General features: G+C 72.0%; 28 protein-coding genes. 9 read left to right on the top strand and 19 right to left on the bottom strand.

Features of this window, described 5'->3' with window-relative positions:
• The first annotated feature begins 6 nt into the window (after window positions 1-6).
• The 4 genes from P0R32_RS14955 to P0R32_RS14970 all read left to right on the top strand — a co-directional run bounded on the left by P0R32_RS14955 (window position 7) and on the right by P0R32_RS14970 (window position 6,351).
• The gene (locus tag P0R32_RS14955; protein WP_276237831.1) at window positions 7-2,793 is read left to right on the top strand and encodes a Bax inhibitor 1 family protein; all 2,787 of its coding nucleotides are present in this window, start codon (window positions 7-9) and stop codon (window positions 2,791-2,793) included.
• On the top strand, window positions 2,790-4,670 hold the full coding sequence (locus tag P0R32_RS14960; protein ID WP_276237832.1) for a hypothetical protein: 1,881 nt from the start codon (window positions 2,790-2,792) through the stop codon (window positions 4,668-4,670). Before P0R32_RS14955 ends, P0R32_RS14960 begins: the two co-directional genes overlap by 4 nt.
• Before the next feature lie 30 nt (window positions 4,671-4,700).
• Window positions 4,701-5,345 carry a helix-turn-helix domain-containing protein gene (locus P0R32_RS14965; RefSeq protein WP_276237833.1) on the top strand — a complete coding sequence of 215 codons (645 nt, stop codon included), beginning with the start codon at window positions 4,701-4,703 and terminating at the stop codon, window positions 5,343-5,345.
• A gap of 70 nt (window positions 5,346-5,415) precedes the next feature.
• On the top strand, window positions 5,416-6,351 hold the full coding sequence (locus tag P0R32_RS14970) for an alpha/beta fold hydrolase (protein WP_276237834.1): 936 nt from the start codon (window positions 5,416-5,418) through the stop codon (window positions 6,349-6,351).
• A gap of 45 nt (window positions 6,352-6,396) precedes the next feature.
• Here the strand turns inward: P0R32_RS14970 and P0R32_RS14975 are convergent, their stop codons facing one another.
• Entirely contained in the window at window positions 6,397-6,579 is a 183-nt protein-coding gene (locus P0R32_RS14975; RefSeq protein ID WP_276237835.1) for a hypothetical protein, read from the bottom strand.
• A gap of 146 nt (window positions 6,580-6,725) precedes the next feature.
• Between P0R32_RS14975 and P0R32_RS14980 the strand changes: the two genes are divergently transcribed.
• A complete protein-coding gene (locus tag P0R32_RS14980) occupies window positions 6,726-7,199 on the top strand; it encodes a DUF6789 family protein (protein WP_276237837.1) in 474 nt (157 codons plus the stop codon).
• A gap of 17 nt (window positions 7,200-7,216) precedes the next feature.
• Here the strand turns inward: P0R32_RS14980 and P0R32_RS14985 are convergent, their stop codons facing one another.
• The 3 genes from P0R32_RS14985 to P0R32_RS14995 form a co-directional block, all read right to left on the bottom strand.
• Window positions 7,217-7,756, bottom strand: a complete 540-nt coding sequence (locus P0R32_RS14985) for a MarR family transcriptional regulator (protein WP_276237838.1) — start codon at window positions 7,754-7,756, stop codon at window positions 7,217-7,219.
• Between the two features lie 96 nt (window positions 7,757-7,852).
• Window positions 7,853-8,590 (bottom strand): SDR family oxidoreductase, encoded by a 738-nt coding sequence (locus P0R32_RS14990; RefSeq protein WP_276237839.1) that lies wholly within the window; start codon window positions 8,588-8,590, stop codon window positions 7,853-7,855.
• A gap of 94 nt (window positions 8,591-8,684) precedes the next feature.
• Window positions 8,685-10,004, bottom strand: a complete 1,320-nt coding sequence (locus P0R32_RS14995; protein WP_276237840.1) for an MFS transporter — start codon at window positions 10,002-10,004, stop codon at window positions 8,685-8,687.
• A gap of 334 nt (window positions 10,005-10,338) precedes the next feature.
• On the opposite strand from P0R32_RS14995, the gene P0R32_RS15000 reads away from it, so the two are divergent.
• A complete protein-coding gene (locus P0R32_RS15000; protein WP_276237841.1) occupies window positions 10,339-10,653 on the top strand; it encodes a DUF8028 family protein in 315 nt (104 codons plus the stop codon).
• A 164-nt stretch (window positions 10,654-10,817) separates the two neighbouring features.
• On the opposite strand, the gene P0R32_RS15005 is transcribed toward P0R32_RS15000, so the two are convergent.
• From P0R32_RS15005 to P0R32_RS15055, 11 genes are all read right to left on the bottom strand, one after another.
• Entirely contained in the window at window positions 10,818-11,663 is an 846-nt protein-coding gene (locus P0R32_RS15005; protein ID WP_276237842.1) for a DUF8116 family protein, read from the bottom strand.
• Between the two features lie 64 nt (window positions 11,664-11,727).
• Window positions 11,728-12,879, bottom strand: a complete 1,152-nt coding sequence (locus P0R32_RS15010; RefSeq protein WP_276237843.1) for an AI-2E family transporter — start codon at window positions 12,877-12,879, stop codon at window positions 11,728-11,730.
• A 50-nt stretch (window positions 12,880-12,929) separates the two neighbouring features.
• Complete coding sequence (locus P0R32_RS15015; RefSeq protein WP_276237844.1) at window positions 12,930-13,523, bottom strand: DUF8054 family protein; 594 nt, start codon at window positions 13,521-13,523, stop codon at window positions 12,930-12,932.
• The gene (locus P0R32_RS15020; RefSeq protein WP_276237845.1) at window positions 13,520-14,290 is read right to left on the bottom strand and encodes a nucleotide-binding protein; all 771 of its coding nucleotides are present in this window, start codon (window positions 14,288-14,290) and stop codon (window positions 13,520-13,522) included. The genes P0R32_RS15015 and P0R32_RS15020 overlap by 4 nt, the downstream gene beginning before the upstream one ends.
• Before the next feature lie 82 nt (window positions 14,291-14,372).
• Window positions 14,373-15,812, bottom strand: a complete 1,440-nt coding sequence (locus tag P0R32_RS15025; protein WP_276237846.1) for a sulfatase — start codon at window positions 15,810-15,812, stop codon at window positions 14,373-14,375.
• Between the two features lie 117 nt (window positions 15,813-15,929).
• Entirely contained in the window at window positions 15,930-16,139 is a 210-nt protein-coding gene (locus P0R32_RS15030) for an HVO_0649 family zinc finger protein (RefSeq protein WP_276237847.1), read from the bottom strand.
• An 86-nt stretch (window positions 16,140-16,225) separates the two neighbouring features.
• Entirely contained in the window at window positions 16,226-16,486 is a 261-nt protein-coding gene (locus P0R32_RS15035; RefSeq protein WP_276237848.1) for a DUF3194 domain-containing protein, read from the bottom strand.
• Between the two features lie 3 nt (window positions 16,487-16,489).
• Window positions 16,490-16,888, bottom strand: coding sequence for a prefoldin subunit beta (locus P0R32_RS15040; protein ID WP_276237849.1), 399 nt, complete (start codon window positions 16,886-16,888; stop codon window positions 16,490-16,492).
• Window positions 16,889-17,128: 240 nt separating this feature from the next.
• A complete protein-coding gene (locus tag P0R32_RS15045; RefSeq protein WP_276237850.1) occupies window positions 17,129-17,389 on the bottom strand; it encodes a KEOPS complex subunit Pcc1 in 261 nt (86 codons plus the stop codon).
• An 11-nt stretch (window positions 17,390-17,400) separates the two neighbouring features.
• Window positions 17,401-17,535 (bottom strand): DNA-directed RNA polymerase subunit P, encoded by a 135-nt coding sequence (locus P0R32_RS15050; protein WP_276237851.1) that lies wholly within the window; start codon window positions 17,533-17,535, stop codon window positions 17,401-17,403.
• 20 nt (window positions 17,536-17,555) lie between these two features.
• Complete coding sequence (locus P0R32_RS15055; RefSeq protein ID WP_276237852.1) at window positions 17,556-17,834, bottom strand: eL43 family ribosomal protein; 279 nt, start codon at window positions 17,832-17,834, stop codon at window positions 17,556-17,558.
• A gap of 136 nt (window positions 17,835-17,970) precedes the next feature.
• On the opposite strand from P0R32_RS15055, the gene P0R32_RS15060 reads away from it, so the two are divergent.
• Window positions 17,971-18,459: a bacterio-opsin activator domain-containing protein gene (locus tag P0R32_RS15060; RefSeq protein ID WP_276237853.1), complete on the top strand. Its 489-nt coding sequence runs from the start codon at window positions 17,971-17,973 to the stop codon at window positions 18,457-18,459.
• Window positions 18,460-18,480: 21 nt separating this feature from the next.
• Here the strand turns inward: P0R32_RS15060 and P0R32_RS15065 are convergent, their stop codons facing one another.
• From P0R32_RS15065 to pth2, 4 genes are all read right to left on the bottom strand, one after another.
• Window positions 18,481-19,251 carry a DUF2103 domain-containing protein gene (locus P0R32_RS15065; protein ID WP_276237854.1) on the bottom strand — a complete coding sequence of 257 codons (771 nt, stop codon included), beginning with the start codon at window positions 19,249-19,251 and terminating at the stop codon, window positions 18,481-18,483.
• Between the two features lie 87 nt (window positions 19,252-19,338).
• Window positions 19,339-19,530 (bottom strand): hypothetical protein, encoded by a 192-nt coding sequence (locus P0R32_RS15070; protein ID WP_276237855.1) that lies wholly within the window; start codon window positions 19,528-19,530, stop codon window positions 19,339-19,341.
• A gap of 5 nt (window positions 19,531-19,535) precedes the next feature.
• Window positions 19,536-20,897, bottom strand: coding sequence for a tRNA pseudouridine(13) synthase TruD (gene truD, locus P0R32_RS15075; RefSeq protein WP_276237857.1), 1,362 nt, complete (start codon window positions 20,895-20,897; stop codon window positions 19,536-19,538).
• A complete protein-coding gene (gene pth2 / locus P0R32_RS15080) occupies window positions 20,897-21,235 on the bottom strand; it encodes a peptidyl-tRNA hydrolase Pth2 (protein ID WP_276239421.1) in 339 nt (112 codons plus the stop codon). Before pth2 ends, truD begins: the two co-directional genes overlap by 1 nt.
• 161 nt (window positions 21,236-21,396) lie before the next feature.
• On the opposite strand from pth2, the gene P0R32_RS15085 reads away from it, so the two are divergent.
• Window positions 21,397-21,774: a hypothetical protein gene (locus P0R32_RS15085; protein WP_276237858.1), complete on the top strand. Its 378-nt coding sequence runs from the start codon at window positions 21,397-21,399 to the stop codon at window positions 21,772-21,774.
• A gap of 58 nt (window positions 21,775-21,832) precedes the next feature.
• On the top strand, window positions 21,833-22,549 hold the full coding sequence (locus P0R32_RS15090) for a Yip1 family protein (protein WP_276237859.1): 717 nt from the start codon (window positions 21,833-21,835) through the stop codon (window positions 22,547-22,549).
• Window positions 22,550-22,563 lie beyond the last annotated feature (14 nt).

Genomic DNA, 22,563 nt, shown 5'->3' on the forward strand with positions numbered 1-22,563 from the left:
ACGGGGATGAGCGACTCGCAAGGCACCCGCTTCGCGCTCGACCTCTCGCTCGACGACGTGGCCCCGCACGTCGGCGGCGTCGGCGCCTTCTTGCTGGCGTACGCCCTCCTCTTGCGCGGGATCGAGTTGGGCCGGCTGTACGCATTCGGCGACTTCGTCCCGTACTACGGGTCGCGCGCGTTCGCGAAGTTCCTCGGCACGTGGCACGACGGGGGCCTGGGGTTCCCGTACGTGTACAACGTGATGCCGGCGTATCTCGGCACGGTCACGGCGGTCGGCGGTGCGCTGGGACAGAATCTGTTCTACCTCGCGCTCGTCCCCGCCGGCTTCGCGACGTTCCTCGTGTTCGCCCGGCGGTTCGTCGAGCGACCCGTCCCGCGCTACCTCGCGGCGGGTGTGTACGCCATCAACCCCGTTACGATCGGCGAGTTCGTCAACGGCGGCGTCTCGACGCTCATCGGCTTCGTCGGCTTCCCGCTGATCGTCCACTACCTCTACCGGATCGACGAGGAGGACGCGTGGCGCCCCGCCGCACTCGTCGGCGTCGTCTTCGGCGCGACCGCCATCGTCCCGTGGCTCGTGTTCTGGATGATCGGGCCGTTCGCGGCATACTTCGCGTACCGCTCGCGGCGTGACCCCCGGAAGTTCGCGAAGTTCGTCGCCGGCGGGACGCTCGGTGTCGTGCTCTCGCTGCCGAACGTCCACCACATCGTCCAGCGGGCCGCCGGCTTCGGTGACGGCGACGGCGTGCTGTGGACCACCCTCCAGTGGAACTACGAACAGGCCGACCCCCTCGCGGTGGTCCGCCTCGCGGGCAACCACGGGATGCTCGCGATGAACCAACTCGGCTACAACACCGACCCGACGATGGTGGTCGGACTGGTCGTCCCGGCGGTCGCGCTGTTCGCGTACGAACGCGACCGGCTCCGCCTCTACTACGCCATCGCCGTCGGCTGTGTCGGGTTCGTCGTCCTCACCGGACTCGGCCTCACGTACCCGCTGTTCGAGACGGTCCCGCTGTTCTGGTCGGTGCGCAACCCCGCGAAACTCCAGTACCCGCTGCTCCTCTCGCTGAGCCTCTTGTTCGGCGCCGGCCTGGAGACGGTGCTCCACGGCGCCCGCGGCGCGGTGACGGGGCTGGACATCGACGCCCACCGCGGTCGCGCGAGCGACGCTCGCGACCCGCTCCTCCGAGGGGTCGTCGTCGGCCTCGTCGTGCTGTCGCTGGTCGCGTACGCCGCCCCCGCCGCGGGCGCGTACGGACTGGAGGGCGTCCGCGGCGACGACTACGCCGTGCCCGCCGAGTACGACGCCGTCGCCGACGAGGTCGACGGGCGGGCGCTGTGGGTGCCGTACGGCTACACCACCCAACTGCGCTTGCGCGAGACGCACCCGAACCACGTCGGCATCAAGAGCGGCGGCGTCGTCCAGGGCATCCCGAACGTTGACTACGTCACCCGACTGTTCGAGGACGTCGCCGCCGGCGAGCCGGTCCACCAACGATTGCGCGACCTCGGCGTCGAGTACGTCGTCGTCGAGTCGGACCCGCCGGGCGACTACGGCGCCGGCGCGCCCCGCGTGCAGTCGAAGTGGGGCGCACCGTGGCTGTTCGGCGACCCCGCGACGCTGAACGAACGCTTCGCCACTTCCGACGCCTACGAACGCGCCTTCAGCGCCGACGGCTTCACCGTCTACCGCGTCACGGGCGTGCCCGACCGGGACCGCGTCGTCAGGAACGAGGGCCTCCACGCGGTCGTGTACCCCGAGGAGACCGACACCGAGGTCGTCGGCGACAACCTGCTGGCGAACCCGTCGTTCGACGACGGCACCGGCGGGTGGTGGACGCCGCCCAACGAGTCCGGCCGGACGACGACGTACGTCGAGACGGCCGACGGCGGCGCGGTCGAACTCCGCGTCTCTGGTGACACCCAGCCGTTGCCCGTCGCACAGGCGACCGCCACGCGCGACGACTACCCGTACCGCGTGAACGTCGACGCGACGGGCGACGGCGTCGCCACGCTGTACTGGTACGAGGGCGAGAAGTCGCCCGACTCGCTCGTCTCCCGCGAGGTCGTCCCCCTGTCGGCGTTCCCGAAGTCGGTGACCGCGAAGGGTGACACGCTGTCGATCCGGATCAAGCCGAACGCCTCCAGCGAGGTCGTCGTCCGCGAGGTGACCGTCGCCCGGAGCAGTTACCCGGCGGCGACGGAGTTCACCGCCGCCAGCGGGGGCGTCCCCGGCGTCGTCGTCGACGGGCGGGACGACCCGCCCGGGAACGCGACCGTCGTCGCGGCCAACCTCGGCCCCGAGGCGGCCAGCGACGCCGGCGCCGACGTGCGCATCGTCGACGCCGAGACCGTCCTCGACGGCGACCTCGCGTTCGACGACGACTACCGGCAGGGCGCGGGCGTCCTGCTGGCCGACGGCGAGCACCCCGACGCCGTGCCCGACGACGCCCGCCTCGTCACCCACGAGACCGAGGCGGGCACCGTCCTCGACTACTGGGTCGTCGGCTCGTTCGACGACACCCCGGTGACGACGGTCCGGACCTCCTACGCCGCCGGGTGGAGTGGTTCGCCCGACGCCGAGCACTTCCGTGCACAGGGGTGGGCGAACGGCTTCACCGACACGACGCCCGACGAGGTGTCATGGACCGGCGGCGGCCTCCGCGGCCTCGTCGTTCGGGTGTGGCTCGGTGCCTGGGCGGTGACCCTCCTCGTGCTCGCGGGCCCGCCGGTCGCGCGGCGACTTCGAGAACGGTTTGACGACGGAGACCAGACCAGTCTCCCGTGAGACCCTGGGGGGACGACGAGCGACCCGAACGGCGGCGCGAGGACCGCCTCGCCGCCGCGCTGTTCGTCGCGCTCGCGCTCGCCGCGTTCGCGCCGACGTTGGGGGGTGGGTTTCTCCTCCGCCTCGACATGGTGTTCGCGCCCGACGCCTCCCACCTCCAGTTCGCGCTCGACGCGAAAGGGCCCCTCTACTACGGTCGCCTCCCGTTCGTCGCCCTGTTGGACGCCGCGAGCGTCGTCGTCCCCGACTGGGTCGTCCAGCGCGCGGTCGTGCTCGGAATCGTCGCGGGCGCGGGATTCGCGGGGTACGCCGCCGCCGGCGCGGTGCTGGCGCGCGAGTCCGGCGTCGGCGACGTCACGACTGACGCGCCCCGCGGCCCGTTCGCGGCCCACCTGTTCGCCGGCGCGCTGTACGCGTGCAACCCGTTCCTCTACGTCCGCCTGCTCGCCGGGCAGTGGTACTTCGCGCTCGGCTACGCCGTGCTCCCGCTCGCGGTCGTCGCGTTCGACCGGTACCTCGCCGGCGAGCGCGAGCGACCCACCCGAGCGCTCGCGTGGACGACGCTCGTCGCCGTCTTCGACCCCCACGCGGCGGTGCTCGCGGCGGTCGCCGGCGGCGTCCTCCTCGCGGTACGGGTCGCCGTCGACCGCGACGCCGCACGGCGGACGCTCGTGCGCGCGGGGCGCTTTTGTGGGCTGGCACTGGCCGTCAACGCCTACTGGCTGGTGCCCGCGACCACGGCGGTCGCCGGCGGCGGGTCACAGCTCTCGACCGTCGACGGCGCCGACCTCGCCGCGTTCAGCCCGCGAGGGAGCGTCCTCGGCAAGGTCCCGCTGTCGGTGAGTATGCTGTACGGCTTCTGGCGCGGCGGCTACACGTACCCGTTCGACGTGCTGCCGCTGGCGGTCGTGGTCGGCTGTTTCGTCGTCGTGCTGGCGCTGGCGGTGTACGGGTGGCTCGTGTCGACGGACGCGCTCGGACCCGGACTGGCACTCGTCGCCGTCGTCGGTGCGGTGCTGGCGCTCGGTGTCGCGGTCCCGGCGACGGCGCCGCTGTACCGGGCGTTCGCCGCGACACCCGTCGGCGCGGGCATGCGCGAGGCGGGGAAGTTCGTCGCTCTCGTCGCGCTCGCGTACGCCCTGTTGGGCGCGCGCGGCGTCGCGGCCCTCACGAGAGAACTCGACGCGACACTGACGGCGAGGTCGGTCGCCCCCGACCGTCGGACGGCACTGTCGGTCGCGCTCGTCGTGCTCGTCGTCGCCCTCCCGCTGACGTACGGGTTCCCGATGGTCGCGGGATTCGGCGGGCAGTTCCAGCCGACGGAGTACCCCGACGACTGGCACGCCGTCGACGACCGACTGGACGCCGACGACGGGGAGTACCGCGTCCTCTACCTGCCGTGGCACCAGTACATGGCCTACGACTGGGCCGGTGGCACCGTCGCCGCGCCAGCGCCGCTGTTCTTCGGCCCCGACACGGTCGCGAGTCGCGACCCCGATCTGGGGGTCGGCAGTCAGGCGACGGACCCGACCCATCGACGGCTGGACGCGCTGGTGGCGGAGCCGCCGGGCGCGGGCTTCGGCGAGGCGGTCGCGCCGCTCGGCGTGAAGTACGTCGTCGTCTCGCAGACGGCGGACTACGAGCGGTACGCGGGCCTCGACGACGACCCCGACCTCGGCGTCGTCTACCGCGGTGAGCGACTCGTGCTCTACGAGAACCGGGCGTTCGACGCCGCCGACGCAGACCCGGATTCGTGGCCACCGGACGGACCGCGGGTGCCGTGGGGCGCCCTCGGTGTCGGGGGCGTGGTCTCCGCGGGGAGTGCGGTCGCCCTCCGACGCACGGTCGATGGGTCGAAGCCGGAGCGGTCCCGGTAAGTTATCAGGGCGGGCGGACCGACTCGGGACGTGAAGCGGATCGAGTTCGTCGCCACCTACCCGCCGGAGCTCCGTCACCCGCTCCACCGCGGCATCGTGAACGAGGCGACGGTGGCGACGCGGGCGGAGCTTGTAACCTGGGGCCCGACGGCGGCGGTGACGGCACTCCTGTGGGTCGACGCCGACGCCTCGACGACCGACGACCTGCTCGCGAGCATCCCGTCGGTGTCGGCCCACAGCATCGTGTCGAGCGACGCCGGCACGTACGCGTTCGTCCGTCAGACCGAGTACGAGTTCCCCGACCCGGTGTTGTCGCTCGTCGATGACGCGACCGCCGCCTTCCTCCCGCCGGTCACGTTCCACGACGACGGGACACTGCGGGTCGAGGCGGTCGGAGAAGCGGCCGACCTCCACGACCTCTACGCGGCGGTGTCCGCTCTCGCCGACGCCCGGATCGAACGCGTCCACGAGTTCGAGCGCCGACGCTCGCCGGCGGCGCTCACGACCCGCCAGCGCGATGCGCTCGAGGTGGCCGCCGCCGTCGGCTACTACGAGGTTCCCCGAACGGGGAGCATCGACGACGTGGCTGCCGAACTCGACTGTGCACCCAGCACCGCGGGGGAGCTCCTCCGGAAGGCCGAAGCGACCGTCGTCGACGATTACACGCGCTCGTGAGTTCCTCCATTTCAAACGCCGCACGTGTGCGGCACCGGCGGGACGTGGCACGCGCTCGTAGTCGCAGTCGATGACCGCCACAGGGACGACAGGCGACGCCGACGGTGTGGAGGCGAGCGACGACGCGACGGCGACTCTCGGCCACAGGGTCGCACGGTCCGTCGAGTCGGTGTCCGTCACCGAACGCGGCACGGTCTCGTACGCGGAGTACGGCGACCCCGACGGGTCGCCCGCGGTGTTCCTCCACGGGACGCCGGGGTCGCGGGTGCTAGCGGCGCTGTTCGACGACGCGGCCCGCGAATTCGGCGTCCGAGTGGTGTCGGTCGACCGGCCGGGCTACGGTCGGTCGACGCCGTGGCCGAGCCGCTCGCTAGCGGACACGGAGACGTTCGTCGAGGCCGTACTCGACGACGTCGGCGTCGACCGGGCCGGCGTGGTCGCCTTCTCTGGCGGCGGCCCGCACGCGCTCGCGCTGGCGGCGACGGCACCCGACCGGGTCCGCGAGGTCGACGTCGTCAGCGGCGCCGTTCCGACGGCCTCCGGCGTCGACACGCCGACGCCGATCCGGGTCCTCGGAACGCTCGCGAGACGGACGCCCCGCCTGCTCGGCACGCTACTGCGCGGACAGGCGTGGCTTGCGGGCCGCGCGTCGCCGGCGGTCGTCCTCGCACAGTACACGACCGGCGACGAGCACGAGCTGACCGACCGGGAGGCGGCTATCGTCCGAAGGGACTTCGTGACGGCGTTCGACCGCGGCGCGGCCGGCGCTGTGACGGAGTTGGCGACGACGACCGGCGAGTGGGACATCCCCCTCGAGGCAGTCGAGTGCCCCGTGCGCCTCTGGCATGGAGACGACGACACGAACGTGCCGCTCGCGGGTGCCGAACGACTCGCGGCGCGCCTCCCGACCGCCGTCGTCCACCAAATCGAAGGGGCCGACCACCTCGGCACGCTCGTTCGCTCGCGGTCAGCAGTCCTCCGGCACCAGTGCGAGCACGACGGCTGACCGAGACCGTCAACCCGTCGGCGGGCGGCCGCAGGCGTCCGCCGTTCAGACCGCCCGTGGGGTGAGTCGCTCACTCACCAGGTCGACGGTCGGGTCCGCCTCCAGCGCCGCGAGACAGTCGCGACACGCCGGGCGGTTCCGGAACGACCGTGGAGGTGAGGCGTCGCTCACCCGCGCTACCGCCTCGCCGCCGGTGCAGGACCGCCAGATGGCACACTCGACTCCCATACCACGTCACTTGGTAGCACGAGACGATAAACGATCAGGTCGTGATCCGTCGCGAACACACCACTACATAACCACTTCGCCGTCGCGGGCGACCCCCGAACAGCCGCCGTGGCGTGATGCCCCGGGACAGCGAACCGGGCGGTCGCATGTCGACGACAACAGCGACTGAACACGGGACGAGAGCAGAATCGGGGAACTGGCGGGCCGGCACAATCGGCGGGATCGCCGGTGGGCTCGCGATGGGAGCGCTCGTGCTCGCCATGAACGCGGCGACGATCTCGGTCGCCATCCCGTCGCTGTACGGGTTGGCCCCGCCGCCGGCGCCCGGCCTCGGGCTAGTGGTCCACGTCTCACACGGCGCCGTGTTGGGTGTCGTGTTCGCGGGCATCGTCGGGTCACTCGACCTCGACGACGACCGCGCGGTCGTCGGACTGGGCGTCGCCTGGGGAGTGGTGACGTGGGCGGTACTCGCGGCGCTCGTGATGCCGGTGTGGCTCGGCGCCGTCGGGTCGCCGGCGAACCCGCCGTTCCCCAACTTCGCGCCGCCGTCGCTGCTGTGGCACGTCGTGTACGGGCTGGTGCTCGGCGGCGTCTACGCGGCGACGGCTGACCGCCTGTGAAGTGACCCTGGCGGGCGCTACGCGTCTCTGAACACGGTCCACTCGGTCGCCGACTCGGCATCGGCGATCCCCTCCACCTTCTCGCGACTCAGTTCCTCGACCCGCTCGGCGCCGACGCCGGCCCACGCGAGGAACGACTCGCGCAGCCGTCGCCGGACGACCGGCGGCGGCTGTGGGACGTACACGTACACGTCGCCACCGCGGTCGAGGAGTTGGCGACGCTTCTCCACGACGCCCAGCGCCGCGAGGTGGTTACAGTGGCGCGCGACGACGCTGCGGTCGTAGTCGACGCGCTCGGCCAACTCGGCGACGGTCGTCCCGCCTGCCTCCATCACGCACAGACACACGTCCAGCTCTGCGGGCGACATCCCCAAGACGACGCGCAACACGGTCTCCAGCGACGGCTCCCGCCCGTCGTCGTCCGACTCCGTCGACCCGGGCCGCGCCGCTGGGGGCGTCATCGACGCGCCACAGCACGTCGGCTCGCCGCTGCCGAAGGCGACGGTGCCGCACTCCGCACACGCGACCAAGCGGTCACCGACCTCACTCGCGTTCATACCAGCCTGTCGGCGAACCGACGCAAGAAGCGAACGCGCCCGGGCGTCGCGTGCGACCGAGCGACCGTCGCCAGGCGATCCGACCGTCGACGAGCGCTACCAGCCCGCGAACTTGTCGCGGCGGTACAGGTCGAGTTCGCTCACGGTGTCGGTGCCCTCCTGGGAGAGACAAAAGCGGATGCCGTCGGCGATGGCCGTCGGGTCGGTCACGTCGTCTGCGTCGAACCGCTCCTCGAACGCCTCCCCCTGCTCGGACGCGAACTCCGTGCGGACCTCCGTCGGGTTGACGACGCTGACTGCGACGCCGTCCTCGCCGACCTGCCCTTCGAGGCTGTGAGCGAAGCCGCGCACCCACCACTTCGTCGCGGCGTACACCGGATTGCCGGGCCGGGGGTACTCCCCGGCGAAACTCGCGACGAACACGACCGTCCCTTGCGACTCCCGGAGGTGCGGGAGCGCCGCCCGCGCCGTGTAGAAGGCGCCGTCGACGTTCACGTCCATCATCGCGCGGTAGTCCTCGTCGGGCATCGTCTCCACGTCGCCCGCGAGGCCGATGCCGGCGTTCACGACGAGGCCGTCGAGTTCGCCGAACGCGTCGACGGCGGTCGCCACGAAGTCGTCGACCGCCTCGCGGTCGGTCACGTCGACGGGAATCGGTTCGACCGCGACGCCGTGTTCCTCGCGCAGGTCCGCCGCCAGGTCGGTCAGGCGCTCCTCGCGCCGGGCGCCCAGCGCGAGGTCGACGCCCGCGTCGGCGAGCGTCCGCGCGGTCGCCGCGCCGATACCGGAACTCGAACCAGTGATCGCCACCGCGTCGTCGTCGATGTCGCGCATGGACGGTGGCACAGACGGCTCGGCGAAAGTCGTTCCGGCGACGGCGACGCGTTCGGTGTGCACGTGCGACCGGAGCGCCCCAGCCGTTCTCGAATCAGTCGTCCGCGGGCGCGACACCCGCCCGCGGCGCCGCGGGCGTCGGTCGACTCTCGGTCACGCGCAGGGAGACGAGGCCGGCGGCCCCGAGCGCCAACACGGAGGCGGCGGCGAACGCGACGGGGTAGCCCGCGACCGTGGCGACGGCGCCGACGCCGAGGGGTCCGACCACGCCGCCGACCGAGCGGAACGTCGACGCCAACCCCATCAACTCGGACTCGCGGTTCTCGGGGGCCACGTCGCCGACGAACGCGACCGATCCGGTCCACATCGCCGAGTACGCGACCGCCAGCGTGACGTAGCCGAGCGCCACCACGCCCGCGGCGGCGAGGTCGGTGGGGACGAGGACGGCGGCGGCGGCCACGAGGCCGAACGCCGCCGACCCCGCCATGCCGAGGGTGACCATCGGCTTGCGCCCCCGTTCGTCGACGACGCCCCCGAGGTAGTACATCAGCGCCGTCTGGGAGACCGGGTTGAACGCGAGCACCGCACCCATCCACGCCTCCGGCAGCGCCAGCGTCGTCACGATGTAGACGGGCATGAGCGCGCCGACGCCGGAGACGGTCGCCTGGCGCGCCGCCAGTCCGAGGTAGAGGTAGCCGAGGCCGTTCGTGCTGAGGTGGTCGCGTTCGCCCGCCGCGGGGAGGAGTCGACTACGGATCTCGGTCCCGAGTGACCCCGCGTCGGGGTCGGGCGTCGCGTCGCCCGGGTCGACGAGCGCGACGGCGACCGTCGCGAACAGGGAGATGCCCGCGACGACGACGTAGACGCCGTCGGGGACGAGCGCGCCCAGCAGGAGGCCCGCGACGAACTGGCCCGCCCCGGCGCCGGCGGCGGTGAAGGAGTTGTACGAGCCGACGGCCTTCCCGCGACCGCCGTCGCCGCCGCGTTCGGAGGCGACCGTCAACATGAGCGGCCCGAACCCGGCGATAAACACGGCGTACAGGCCGCGGACGAGCACCTGCACCCACACGGGGTCGACCCGAAGCGGGAGGAGTGCCGTCGCGGTCGCCGCGAGCGCGTCCGCCGCGAACAGTGGCGTCAACGCGAGCGTCGCGCCGATGCCGGTGCCAACGAGGACGAGGCGGCGCCGACCCGTCACGTCGGCGATGGCGCCCCACACCGGGGCGAACAGGATGATGCCGAGCGAGAAGGCGGTCGCGAGCAGCGACACCTCCAACGGCGTGCCCGACCGACCGACGTGGACCGCAAGCGACGTGCCGAGCAGCGCCCCGGCGGTGACGCGCGTCACCGCGGCGAGTCCGACGAGCGCCGTCCCGCGGTCGACGCGGGCGCGGAGCGCGGAGGGGAGGTTCATACGAAGCGAAACATCCCGACCCCCCAAAGCACTCTGCTCCCGGCTGACATCGCCGGAAAGCGTGCGGATCGCCGACACGAGCCGTGGGGTCGAACGGTACGCCGAACCCAGCGACGAGGGCGATTCGCCGACACGAGACGGGGGCGGATATCGCGTACGTACCGGGTCGGGATTGCGCCACGAGAAGCGCCGATAAACGGTCTCGGGCGTTCTCAAACAGTCGTAAAGTGTTCGATAGTCGCCGACCAACCGTCGCAAACGGTCGTGAACCGAGCGAGAACCGGCCGAACTGCTGGCAACGGTGTCACCCTTATACGTGGTCGGGGGACGGTGTGTGAATCACGCCCGACTCATGTCCACCACCGACCGAACACCCTCCGTCCCCGTCCCGTCAGCCCCGAACGCCACCGTCCCCGACGCCCTCGGATCGCGTGTGACCGCGGCGGCGTCGACGGTCGCCCGCGGCGCCACGCAGGCGGGGCAGGCGACCGCGTTCTGGGCCGCCGCCCTCCTCCCGCTGACGTACCTCCCGATGCTGGCGTCGGGCGGCGTCTCCGCTCGCCCGCTCCTGTTCGCCGGCCTGCTCGCGGCGCACGTGGCCGCGCTGGTGCTCGGTCGCGACCACGCGACCGGCGACGACCCCCGCTGACGACGCCACCCTGCTGACGACACCTCCTCGCTGACGACACCTCCTCGCTGACGACATCTCCTCGTTGACGACACCACCTCGCTGACGACCCTCGATCGGCGATCCCTGCACTCGTACGGACTCCAGACACACCCGCCCCACCCTCCACGCGGCGCTCGCGGGTGTCAGGACGGGCGGTGTTCGGGGCGTTCGGATCGGTCGAGCCGTCGGCGTTCCCGGCGGAGGATCCGCTCCCACACGCCGAACAGCGCCGAGTTCAGTCGGTAGCTGGCGTCCACGTCGCGCACCCACGCGTCGTCGGCGAACAGGTGGCGCTGGAAGCGACGCACCCGCGGCGACAGCGACTCCCGGTTTCCGGTGTAGTACGCCGCGGACTCGCTGACCGTCCGCTCGACCAGTTCCTCTGGGACCCGGATCCCACCCGAACGAGCCACGTCGGCGAACCACTCCGTGTGTAACACCGCGTCCGCGAGCAGGAACGACCGTTCGAACGCCGACCAACCGCCCGCGTCGCGCACCGCCGCCACCGCGTCGGCGCCGACCGAGAGGTCCGCAGGCGTAGAGTAGACGGGGCCGACCGGCGGCACACCGCCGCGTCGGTGCGTCTGGCCGCTCGCGTCCGCCCCACCGCTCCCGCCGTCGAGGACGACCCGCCGGACGAACGGTTCGGCGACTCGGCGGAGTCGGCGTGTCGCCAGCGCGACCGGCCCGGCGAGCGCCAAGCGGTACCACCGCGGCGTGTACGCCAGGAAGGGCGCGCCGAACTCCGCGTCGCCGAGGTACGTCGCCGCGACGACCCGCGCCGTCTCCGGTGGGAGGTCCGTCCGCCCGGCGCGCAGTGCCGTCACGACCGGCGCCGGGTTCGCCAGCGGGTCGGCGCCGTCCGGGCCGACGCCCGTGCGCTCGAACCCCATCCCCTCGGCCACGCGGTCGGAGTACTCCGCGCCCGCGCGGTACCACTCCGCGAAGTCGGCGGCGTCGCGGGCGCCCAGCAGTCGGAGGACCGTCACTGCCGGATCAAGGGGCGGTGTGACCGTAGGTGGCTCGGTCGGTTCCCCTGCGCCGACTCGACAGTCAGTCGTCGGCGGCGTCGGTCGCGCCGTCGGTCGAGGTCGCGGCGTCCACGTCCGGGTCGGTGCCGATGGCGACGCCGTCGGCGACCGCGTCCACCGGCTCACCGACGACGACGTGGGGGAACGCGTGGGCGGCGACTTGGACGACGACGACCGCGAGCAGCGGTCCGAGGAACAGCCCGTACCAGCCGAACAGCGCCGCACCGAGCACGTACGCGAACAGTACCAGCCCGCTGTGGAGGGTCCGACCGGACAGCACTGGCCTGAGCACCGTCTGCGGGAGCACGTCGAGGAGGAGGAACGACACCACCAACAGCGCCGCCGGCGGGAGGTAGCTGGCGTCGGCGACCGCGGCTTCGCGGACGAGGTACGCCGTCGCGGGCACGTACACCAACTTCCCGACGACGATGGGGACGAACGTCGCGAGACCGGTCAACAGCGCCAACAGCGTCGGGACCGGGAGCGCGACGGACGCGGGGGCGACCGCGTTGTACCCGTTGTACACGACGACCGCCGCCGCGGTGACGACGCCGACGGTCGCGACGTTGCCGAAGTACACCCGTTCGAGGTCGGCGTCGACCCCGCGGAGGAACGAGTACGCCGCCGTCTCCGGACCGGCGACCCGGGTGCGGACCCACGCGTCGAGGCGCCCGCCGTCGCGCAGGAGGAAGAACGACAGCGACAGCGACAACGAGAGGTGGAGCAGTCCCGCGCCCAGCGCACCAAGGGTGGTCGCGGCGGTCGTCACCCGGGTTCGCAGCGGCCCGAGGCGGTCGAGACGTCCGACCAGTGCTCCCGGATCGCGCACGAGTGCCGAGATAGAGCGCGGGTCCCCCGGGAGCACGCCCAGCGCCGCCTCGACCGCCGCCGGGTCGGCGACGGCGGCGAACTCGCGGAACCCGACGACCGCCGCGTAGCCAAGCAGCCCCAACACCGGGAGCACCAGCGCGAGCATCGTGAGTGTGGCCGCTGCCGACCGGTTGGCGACGCGGTCGGCGACCACTCGGTGGACGGGCCGGGCGCCGTAGTAGACGAACAGCCCGAACACAACCGTCCCGACGAACGCGTGAACGAACAGGCCGACGACCGCGACCGCCGCGACGACCGCGCCGAGCCAGAGCTGTCGCGACTGCGTCAACGACCGCAGATCCATGCCCGGCCGTTCACGCTCGCGCGACGTGTAGCCTGTGGCTCACGTGTCACTCACTCCCCGTCGAGCTGATCGCTCAGCCCCCACTCGGCGGCGCGGGCCTCCGCCTCCGCGCGGGCGTCGGCTCTCACCTGCTCGACGCGCTCCTCGTCGGCGAGGAACGCCGCCAGCGCGTCGTGGTCGCCCTCGTCACCGCGGTCGTCTGGAGCGGCCGCGCGGGTCCGGTCGGCGAGGTCGTCGTCCGCCGCCAGTTCGCGGGCCGGCGCGTCGGGCGCGACCCGGAAGGGGGCCGCTGCGTCGGCGTCGGGGTCGTGGAGGTCGGCGAGCGTCTCGGCGGGGAGGCGGTAGCTCTCGACGCGGGCGGGGGCGCTCCCCGCGAGCGCCGCGAGCGCCGCCGGCCCGTCGGCGTCGGCGGCGGCGTCGTACACGAGCACGGGCACCCCCTCCTCGAGCGTCACGACCGCCTCGGCGCCGGAGCCGCCGAGCAGCGCCTCCCCCGGTTCGATCCGGAGGTAGCCCGTGAGTCGGTCGTCGAGCGCCGCAGCCAGCGGCGCCGCGAACGCCGTGGCGACGCGAGCGCGCACCAACTCGCCGCGAGGCAGACGGTCGACAACCGACGGCGGGTGCGTCGACGGCTCCCCAGTCATGGCCGTTCGGGGACGACGGCGCTGCGGAAGCGGTCGGCCACGTCGCCGGCGGCCTTCGGCTCGGGGTCGACGCCCGCGGCCACCTCACGGAACGCGCGGGCGGCGTCGCTGTCGGGTGCGTGCGCCAACAGGGGTTCGCCCACGTCGCGGGCCGCTCGTGCGGCGTCGCTGTCAGGGACCGACCCGAGCATCGGTCCCTCGAAGTAGCGTTCGGCCTGTTCCTCGACGCCGCCGAGGTCGCCGCGTACCCGGTTGAACAGGACGCCCGCGACGCCGGTGCCGTAGGAGGTGGCGTACTCCTGTACCTTCAGCGCGTCCGACAGCGCCGGAATCGTCGGCTGTGTGACGACGACCACCCGGTCGGCGAGCACGACCGGCAACACGGCGGACTTCGACGCGAGCGTCGCGGGCGAGTCCAATAAGAGCACGTCCGTGTCGGCGGCAAGTTCGGCGACGACCTCGCGCAGTCGCGCCGGGTCCGAGCGCTCGAACGCCGCGAGGCTGGTGCCGCAGGGGACGACCCGTAGCCCGTGGCGGTCGTACGTCGCGTCGGCGACGTCGACGGCGCTCCCGTCGGGCGCGAGCAGATCCTGGAGGGTGACGGGGGCGTCGGCGAGTCCGGTGTGAAACAGGAGGTTCGCCATCCCCGTGTCGGCGTCGACGACGGTCACGTCGTAGCGCTCGGCCAGCGCCATCCCGAGTGCGAGCGTCGTGGTGGTCTTGCCGGTCCCCCCCTTGCCGCTCGCGACCGCGAACGCCTCGACCATACCGAGGTCTGGCGCGGGTTCACACTAATACGTTCGGGTGAACAGCCGTGAAATCTAGTCTGGCCGTCCCGCCGTGACCGGCTCAGCGGTAGCCGAGCGCTTCGAGCCGTCGCTCGATCTCCGCGGGTGCCTCGCCGTCGTCGCCGTGGTCGGCACCCCCGGTGGCGGCGGTCGCACCGTCCAACAGCGCGAGACGGTCGTCAGCGACGCGTTCGAGGTCGGCGAGCGTCTCCGCGGGGACGCTCGCGGGGTCGACCGGGTCGTGTTCGCCCGGGTCGGCGTCGCGGTCGAACACACGGACGCCACCGTCGGGACCGCGGATGTACGTCCAGCGCGCCGTCCGCGCGGACACCAGCGGCGTGCCGTCGTCGAGGCGGCGAGGGATCGGCTGACTGGTCACCGTCTCCCCGCGCAGCGCGAGCGACGCGACCGGGCCGCGCGCGGGCGCCTCGCCGTCGACGACCGTCGGGAGGAGGCTCTCGCCGGCGAACGCCGCGGGTGGCGTGACGCCCAGCGCGTCACACACCGTCGGCGGCACGTCCCGCAGCGGCACCGCCGACTCCTCCCGGCGCGCCGGTGCGCCCGGGTGGTCGACGACGAGTGGGACGCGCACGAGTTCGTCGTACAGTTTCGGGTAGTGCGCGAGGTGGCCGTGGTCGAGGAACTCCTCGCCGTGGTCGCCCGCGAGCACCACCGTCGTCTCGTCGCGGACCCCCGCCTCGGTCAGCGTCTCGAGGAGGCGCTCGACCGACTCGTCGATCTGACGGACGGAGGCGTCGTACAGTGCGCGCAGCGTCCGGAGGGTGTCCTCGTCGACCTCCTTTCCGAGTCCGGCCCGGACGTGACCCAGTAGCGTCTGGAGCGATCCGACCTCACCGTCGGTGACCGCGCGGACGTGGCGCGGTGCGGGGACGTACGGCGTGTGGGCGTCCATGTAGTGGACCCACAGGAAGAACGGGCGCTCGTCGGCGTCGTCGCCGACGCGGTCGAGCGTGGCGAACGCCCGGCGTTCGAGCGCGTGGAGGTGGGAGGTGTCGACGGCGTGGCGTCGCTCGCGACCGCGGAGTTTCGCCGCCGCGCTGCCGAGGGGCCACCCGAGGTACTGCACCCAGCCGTTGACGGTCGGGTGGGTGGTGAGGAAGCGACCGATCGGCGTCCGGGCGCCGTCGAGGAACGACTCGAACTCGTCGAACCCGCGGTCGTAGCCGTAGTACTCCGTGAGGAAGCCGTTGCCGGCGTTCACGCCGGTCGTCTCGACGCCGGCGGCCGACAGCGCCTCCGCGAGCGTCGGGTCCGCCGCGGGGCCGGGCGTCGCCGCGTCGGCGAACACCGGGCGCGCGCCGAGGAGGTCCGGGAACGAGAACGGGGTCCAGTTGCCACCGGCTATCGCAGTCTCGAACGAGGTCCCGCGTCGCGCGAGGTCGCGCAGCGTCGGGGTGTGCGGGCCGAGCGCGTCCGCACGGAGCGAGTCGACGGTGATCAGGAGGACGCCGCGGGCCGGGGCGTCGCCTGCGGATGTCACGCCTCCAGTACGTCGGAAGTCTGCCTAAACGTTGCTATACCCCAACGAGGCTGCCGTCACGGGGGAGATCGGTCGGCACGGCGGCGCTCGGCTGCGAGTCCCCGGATAACCGTGGTCTCACTCGTTGCCGTCCAACCGGAACAACCGCCTGTCGACGGCGTCACAGCGCGGACAGGTGTGCCGATAGACGAGTCGGCGGTCGCGGTAGCCGGTCCGCCAGACGCCCCCCTCGTCGGTGTAGCCGCACTGGTCGCACGTCGGTGCCTCCCGCAGTCGTTCGCGGTACAGATCCAGGGCGGTCGTGCCGCTCGGGCGCCTCATTGACATGTGCTACCGAACCACGTGGCGAGTGTTGAGCGTTCGTACCAGCTACCAGTCAGTTGTCGCCAGAAAAACGTCGTCGCGAGCGCGGGTCAGCGCTCGCCGAACAGCTCGTCGACGGCGTCGCGGGCCGCGCGCGCGGCCTCGTCGGCCACCGTCTCGGCGTCGAGGTCGGCGTCGGCGGGCGGGTTGACGTACACGTCGACGTCGAGCACGCCGTCTTCGAACGTGACCGTCACGTCGAAGTCGCGCAGTTCAGACTGCCTGTACCGGTCGAGTACGAGCCCCTCGGCCGCCTCGGATGCGGCCCGGACGACTTCCTCGTCCGTCGGGTCGGGGCGGTCCTCGCTCACGGCTTACGCGCCGCCGGCGCCGGGGCCGCCGGGGCCCATGCCGCCGGGGCCGCCCGCGCCGCCCTGCAGCATCTGCTGGAGCTCCTCCTGCAGATCCTCGAACTGCTGCTGGACCTTCTCCTCCTGGGAGTCGAAGCGCTCGGCGCGCAGTTCGAGCGTGTCGACCTTCTCCTCGAGGTCGTCGAAGGCGGTGTCGTAGTCGGTCTCGACGAGGATCTCGCCGACCTCGCGGTACATCGTCGAGTCCTCGTCGATGTCCTCCATCGCGTCCAGCGCGGCCTTCGCCTCGGTCAGCGAGGTCTGCGTGGACTGTTTCTGCTCTGCGAGCTGCTGGGCCTGCTCCTGCAGGTCCTGCAGTTCCTCGATCTTCTCCTGGGCTTCCGGCGGTAGACTACCCTGCATACACGGGCAGTTGTGCTTCGGGGTGAAAAGCCCGGTCATTGGGGGCGAGGCGTGAGGGAGCGAACGGAGTGAAGCGAGCGAGCGCCTCGGGAGGACGGCGTTCGAAAATCGCGGTGCGATTTTCGAGCTCACGAGACCAAAGGTCTCGTGAACGGCGAGGTCCGGTGGGCCGAGCCGCCCACTGAAGGAAGCGAGGCCGAACGGAGTGCGGCCTCGTTCGAACGGCGAGCGACGCGCCGACTACGATTCCGCGTTCGCTGCGACCGTCTCAGCAGTCTCGACGAGGCGCGTCCACGTGTTCACGCCGGCCCGGAGCGCGACGAGGTCGTGCGCGCGCACCGTCACCTCGACAGTCGCGTCGGTCAGCGTCGCGTCGGCGGTCGAGCGGTCGTCGTCGATCTCGCCGACCTCGACGCCGATCGCGTCGTGGACGACCTGTGCGCGCCGCTGGTCGGGGTACGGAAACGAAAGCACGGCGCGGTGGTCGTACGCGTCGGACACGTCGACCGCGCTCAGACGACGTCGACTTCCTTCACGTCGGGCGCGCGCTCCTTGAGGAGGACGCGGTGCCCGCAGTAGGGACAGCGCACGCCGCCGTACTCGTCGAGTTCGACGTCGCGCTTACATCGGGAGCACTTGTAGCTCATCTGTGGTAGGGGTCGGGGGATTACTCGTCGGCGCTGTCGTCTTCGAGTGCCGCGCGGATGCTGCGGCGCACGGAGCGACCGCCGGGCGTCTGGGGGCGGTAGGCGCCGCCGGTGAACGTCTCGCCCGTCTCCTCGTTGACCCACACGCCGGTGCCGATCCGCTTGACGTCGTCGCCGTCGACCGTCGCGCTCTTCATCTGTGCTTCGATGTCGGACACCCGCTTGCGGGCGACGCGACCGTATCGCGCGCCGAACCGGCCGGCGCTGCCGACCTTCCGCGCCTTCTTCTGTTCAGCCATATGCGAGTCGCTTCGCCGTTCGGCGTCAAAAACCCCGCGAATCTCCGGCGTCGCGTCTCGGGTCGGCGGATACGTGAACAGGTGGCACAGCTTTATCACCGTGGGTGGACGGAATCAGACCAGGAGACAGCCGGTAATGCTCATCGCTGAATTCCACCTATCGACGCCAGTGCTCCGGGACGCGCTCGCCGCCGCACCGGAGGTCACGGCCGACCTCGAACGGACGGTCGAGGGCGAGACCACCCGCATCGAGTTCTTCGCCCGCGGCGACGACCTGACGCGCTTCGAAGACGCGCTCGGCAACGACGCCTCCGTCGACGACATTCGGGTGCTCGGCGAGGGCCCGGACTTCCGGTTCTACCGCGCGACGCTCGCGGAGGCGGCGACCCACCGGACGACGTACCACACCTTCGAGGAGACCGGGGCGCGACCAGTGTCGGCAAGCGGCGACCACGCCGGCTGGAACTTCCGCGTGCAGTTCCCCGACCGCGAGGCGTTGGCGACCTACCGCGACCGCTGTCGCGAGCGCAACGTCTCGTTCACGCTCCACGCGCTCTACGAGCGCGCCGACCCCCGAGCGGAGGCCGACGAGTACGGCCTCGCTGGCGACCACGGCGCCGTCTGAGCGTCTCCGCTGCCCCGACCGCTACCGACGCCCGCCCTCGCCGAACCCCGACTCCTGCAGCACGTCGTTGAGGTCGTCGCGGACGCGCTCGCCCGTCTCGCGGTCGCCCGCGGTCGTGACGACGCGGTTCTCTTGGACGCTCGACCCGTCGCGGAGCAGCAGCCGCACGTTGCCGTGTTCGTCCGCTCGGGTGACCTTCGCGCGCAGGCCCGTGCGCGACCCGGAGCCGCCGGCGTCGATGGGGCCGGGAATCACCTTCTTCACGTGGGGGTGTTCGGCGGCGGTGAGGATCGCTTTCATCCCCGTGCGCTCGCCGATGAGCGTCGAGTGCGAGCCGCCGATCTTCGCCTCTGGCGGCGTTTCCACGACCTCCAGTGCCGGTTCGCCGCGCCGGGCGAGCACGGCACCGACGGGGTCGTCGTCGGGGACGCGGTAGAACTCGTAGTGGAGTTGCGCGCGCGCCTCTCGGAGCGGGTCGCGTTCGCCGGCGGCGTACACCGTCTCCGGGCGCTTGCGGCGCACCTCGTCGGCGACGCGACCGGCGAAGTTCCGCAGTTGGACCGGCGCCGTCTGCTCGCCGTCGTCAGGAATCGTCGTGACCGTCGTCTCCCCGAGTACGAGCGAGGTGGGGTCGAAGTCGTCCGACAGGTGCTCGGGTTCGAAGCCGAGCATGGTGAGCGTCGCGCGGTCGGTGCGGAAGTCGATCACGACGCTCTCGCAGTTGGCGGTGTCGCAGGAGAGACAGTAATCTCCGGGCTTGCGGAGGGGCGAACCACACCGCCGACAGTTCATAGTCGCCGAAGGGTCGGTGTGTGGATAAGCGCGTCCGTTTCGGTCCTCCGCCCCGCAGTCGGCTCCGCCGTCCGTGTCGGTCGGCTCCTACGCCGGCTTGTGGGCGGCCCACGAGACGGCGTATCCGATGAGCACGCCGATGGCGATGAGGACCCACTCCTCGGAGACGATCGACGAGGGGCCGGTGATCCCGAACAAGGAGAGGTAGTTGATCACCACGAAGAACACGAGGCCGGTCAACAGCGCCGCTGTCAGTCCCGAGACGTGCCTGAGACCCATGTGCTTCAGAGCCGCTCCGGATCGCACTGCAGGTACTCCCGCAACAGCGCCGTCGCGTACGACCCCGAGGGGAGCGCGAACTCGAACACGGGGTCGCCCTCGGTGTCAGAGACGGTCAACTCGGTCGGCACCGCGACCGCCCGGCGGGTGCCCCGCGACTGAAACTCGCCCGGCAACTCGAAGTCGCCCGGGTCGACGTCCAGTTCGGTCAGGATCTCGCGTTCGATCTCGCCGGGTTCGCCGTCGCCCAGCGTCGTCTCGGTCCCGACGAGCGGCGCGGTGACGAACGCCCGCCCGCGCTCACAGTGGCGCGCGAGCGTGTCGACGCGCCCGCCGGTCGCGCGCTGGAGGCGGTCCATGTCCGGCTTCGGGTACGGCACGTCGCGCTCGACGAACGCGACCACGTCGCCCTCGACGGGGCGCGTGAACGGGAGCCCGCGGCGCAGGCGCTCGGAGAGGATCCGGTTGAACACGTACGACTGCGCGGCGTTGACGAACAGTCGCTGGAGGTTCGATGGGACCGCCTCCAGCGCCTCGCGCCAGTCGGCGCCCTCGTCGAGCCGGTGGAGCATCGAGCGCTCGAAGCGCAGGCGGCCCGGCATCGCGTCGAGCGCGGCGCTCCAATCCGGGTCGTCGCTCGCGGCCTGGTCTTCGACGACCTCGCGGGCGTGCTGGGAGTCCTCGGGCTCGGCCTCGTTGGGATTGCCGCAGTACGCGAGGACGGCGCCGCGCCAGTCGGCCCGCACCGCCGCGAGACCGACCTCGTGGGTGACCGGGCGACGGCTTCCGAAGCGCTGGTGGCCGAACCAGTTGGGCACCGCGACCTCAACCGACTCGCCTGCGTCGTCAGCAGGATCGATTTCGTCCGGGTCCTCACCCGCCGCGAACGCGCGGAGGTCACGGGTGATCGGTGCGGGGTCGCCTTCGGTCTCGCGCACCCGGATTTCGAACTCGTTGCCCGCGAGGTCGCCGAAGGAGAGGTCGCGACCCACCCGGCCCAGCACCTCGACGTCCGCGCCGTCGAGGTCGGGAATCTCGTCGGGGTCGGCGTCGCGCACCGTGAACAGTTGGGTCGTGACGGCGTGTTTGTCCTTCGTCCCGGCCCACGAGACGCGCTCTCGGCTCGCGCCCATCGCGTTCGACAGCGCGCTCGCGAAGTCGTTGGTGTCCCAGCCGCGCAGTGTGGCGCGCAGGAGGAGGAATGGGTACGACCCCTCGTGGGCGTCGAGCGGTTCGGGGTCCATCCGCTCGCGCTCGCGGACGCGGAAGTCCTCGGGGGCGACGCGGAGGCGCCCGCCGATCCCCTCTGCGTCGCTGACGTAGTAGTCGACGCCGGTGGCGCGCTCGCGGGAATGGGCCTCCCGCATCAGTACAGCGAGAGGTCGCCCGTCACCTTGTCGACGATGGCCTCGTCGCCGGGACCGACGGCTAGCGTCGTCACCGTCCCCGGGTCGAGTTGGGTGTGCCCGGCGTCGCGGATGACGGCGTTCGGGAGACCCTCGCGTTCGGCCTTGTCGGCCAACTCGAAGATCTGCGACTCGCCCGCCGCCTTCAGGACGACCTTCTTCTGTCCCTCGCCCTTCCACGCGCGGCGCGTCTTGGCGCCGGTGTCCTCGTACGCCGACAGCGACGCGTGGGCGACCTGCGCGGCCAACTTCCCCGTCCCCATCCCTAGGTCCGTGCGGACGACGATGGCCTGCTTCATGCTCATACCACGGAGTCGGGGAGGGCGACCGAAAGCGTGTCGCACCGCCGGTAGGGAGGTCCATCCCACCCGCGTCGCTCGGTTTCCACCCGCGCTCCGGTCGGGTGCAACAGTCGCACAGGCGGCGCTTAGTAATGCTCCAGAACGGCGTAGTGTGTTCCATGGTGACATACAGCAACTTTACCGGCGGGGCACGCGGCGACCCACGTACCTTCGCCGATCACGGCGTGGCGGACGCTCGTCTGCTGTACCGCGCGGTCGAGCGGGGGCTGGACGCGCCAGCGGGGACGACGGTCCGCGTCGGCGCGCTCCCGCTGGGCGTCGTCGCCGCCGCCTACCGCGAGGCGTTCCGGTCGGTCGGCGAGCAGGTCCCCGACGACGTGGAGGCGGCGCTGGGCGACGCGGTCGCGTGTACCGCCGAGGAGTTCGACGGGCGGTCGGCCCGCGTCAGCGAGGAGTTGCTTCCGGCGTTCTACGGCCACTTCGTCGGGTTCCACGCCGCGTACCACGGGGCGAGCCAACCCGTCGTCGTGAGCTAACCGGCGGACGGCACGCGCGACGAGAAGCTATTTGTCCGTCGACCGACACCGCCCGTCGATGGCCGGTCCCCGGACGCCCCTCCTCCGCCCGCACCGCTACTTCGAGAACCACGACGGCTCACCGCCAGTCGCCCACGCCCTAGCAGCGGTCGCCGTCGTCGCGGTCGTCACCGCCGGCGCGGTCGCCGTCTTCCTCGGCGAGTTCGCCGCCGCGCTCGACGTGCCCGTCACCGTCGACAACCCCGCCTACCCCGGCGAGCCCTTCTGCGAGGACTCGGCGTTCGAGACGACGCCCGCCGGCTGTGGCGAACCCCCGACCGTGGAGCGCGAGGTGGGCGCGCTCGTCGCCGAGGAGTACGGGTGGCTCCCGGGCGCCGCGTTCCTGATCGTCCCCCTGTTCTGGCTCCTGCAGGGAGCGGCCCTCCACGCCGGGAGCGCGGTCGTGGGCGGCGAGGGCGCGTTCGGCGACACGCTCGTCGTCGCCGGCTGGGGACTGGTGCCGAGCCTCGCACGGGTCGTCGGCGTCGGTGCGCTCCTCGTGTACCGGATGCGGACGACGACACTCCCCGGTACTCCCGACGGTGCGGCAGACGCGTTGGCGACCGCGTTCGCCGGGCTCGACGCCGCGGGACTGTTCGCGGCTGCCGTCGTCGCGGTCTGGGCGGGCGCCGTCCGACTGTACGGGCTGGCAGAGGCGCGCGACCTCTCGACCGGCGAAGCCGGCGCGGTCGTCGGCGTGCTCACGCTGTTGGGGCTGCTCGCCGAACTGTTCTGACTGTCCCGCGCGCC

It is taken from the genome of Halobaculum marinum (genome assembly GCF_029338555.1).
In the GTDB taxonomy this organism is placed as follows: Archaea; Halobacteriota; Halobacteria; order Halobacteriales; family Haloferacaceae; genus Halobaculum; species Halobaculum marinum.

Excerpts from the sequence above, each read along its gene's own strand:
- P0R32_RS15085 (WP_276237858.1), top strand. The coding sequence starts at position 21,397 with ATGGTGACATACAGCAACTTTACCGGCGGGGCACGCGGCGACCCACGT.
- P0R32_RS15010 (WP_276237843.1), bottom strand. The coding sequence starts at position 12,879 with ATGGATCTGCGGTCGTTGACGCAGTCGCGACAGCTCTGGCTCGGCGCG.
- P0R32_RS15040 (WP_276237849.1), bottom strand. The coding sequence starts at position 16,888 with ATGCAGGGTAGTCTACCGCCGGAAGCCCAGGAGAAGATCGAGGAACTG.
- P0R32_RS15020 (WP_276237845.1), bottom strand. The coding sequence starts at position 14,290 with ATGGTCGAGGCGTTCGCGGTCGCGAGCGGCAAGGGGGGGACCGGCAAG.
- P0R32_RS14990 (WP_276237839.1), bottom strand. The coding sequence starts at position 8,590 with ATGCGCGACATCGACGACGACGCGGTGGCGATCACTGGTTCGAGTTCC.
- truD (WP_276237857.1), bottom strand. The coding sequence starts at position 20,897 with ATGCGGGAGGCCCATTCCCGCGAGCGCGCCACCGGCGTCGACTACTAC.
- P0R32_RS15090 (WP_276237859.1), top strand. The coding sequence starts at position 21,833 with ATGGCCGGTCCCCGGACGCCCCTCCTCCGCCCGCACCGCTACTTCGAG.
- P0R32_RS14985 (WP_276237838.1), bottom strand. The coding sequence starts at position 7,756 with ATGAACGCGAGTGAGGTCGGTGACCGCTTGGTCGCGTGTGCGGAGTGC.
- P0R32_RS15065 (WP_276237854.1), bottom strand. The coding sequence starts at position 19,251 with ATGAACTGTCGGCGGTGTGGTTCGCCCCTCCGCAAGCCCGGAGATTAC.
- P0R32_RS14955 (WP_276237831.1), top strand. The coding sequence starts at position 7 with ATGAGCGACTCGCAAGGCACCCGCTTCGCGCTCGACCTCTCGCTCGAC.
- P0R32_RS14970 (WP_276237834.1), top strand. The coding sequence starts at position 5,416 with ATGACCGCCACAGGGACGACAGGCGACGCCGACGGTGTGGAGGCGAGC.
- P0R32_RS15015 (WP_276237844.1), bottom strand. The coding sequence starts at position 13,523 with ATGACTGGGGAGCCGTCGACGCACCCGCCGTCGGTTGTCGACCGTCTG.
- P0R32_RS14995 (WP_276237840.1), bottom strand. The coding sequence starts at position 10,004 with ATGAACCTCCCCTCCGCGCTCCGCGCCCGCGTCGACCGCGGGACGGCG.
- P0R32_RS14980 (WP_276237837.1), top strand. The coding sequence starts at position 6,726 with ATGTCGACGACAACAGCGACTGAACACGGGACGAGAGCAGAATCGGGG.
- P0R32_RS15030 (WP_276237847.1), bottom strand. The coding sequence starts at position 16,139 with ATGTCAATGAGGCGCCCGAGCGGCACGACCGCCCTGGATCTGTACCGC.
- P0R32_RS15055 (WP_276237852.1), bottom strand. The coding sequence starts at position 17,834 with ATGGCTGAACAGAAGAAGGCGCGGAAGGTCGGCAGCGCCGGCCGGTTC.
- pth2 (WP_276239421.1), bottom strand. The coding sequence starts at position 21,235 with ATGAAGCAGGCCATCGTCGTCCGCACGGACCTAGGGATGGGGACGGGG.
- P0R32_RS15060 (WP_276237853.1), top strand. The coding sequence starts at position 17,971 with ATGCTCATCGCTGAATTCCACCTATCGACGCCAGTGCTCCGGGACGCG.
- P0R32_RS15050 (WP_276237851.1), bottom strand. The coding sequence starts at position 17,535 with ATGAGCTACAAGTGCTCCCGATGTAAGCGCGACGTCGAACTCGACGAG.
- P0R32_RS14975 (WP_276237835.1), bottom strand. The coding sequence starts at position 6,579 with ATGGGAGTCGAGTGTGCCATCTGGCGGTCCTGCACCGGCGGCGAGGCG.
- P0R32_RS15070 (WP_276237855.1), bottom strand. The coding sequence starts at position 19,530 with ATGGGTCTCAGGCACGTCTCGGGACTGACAGCGGCGCTGTTGACCGGC.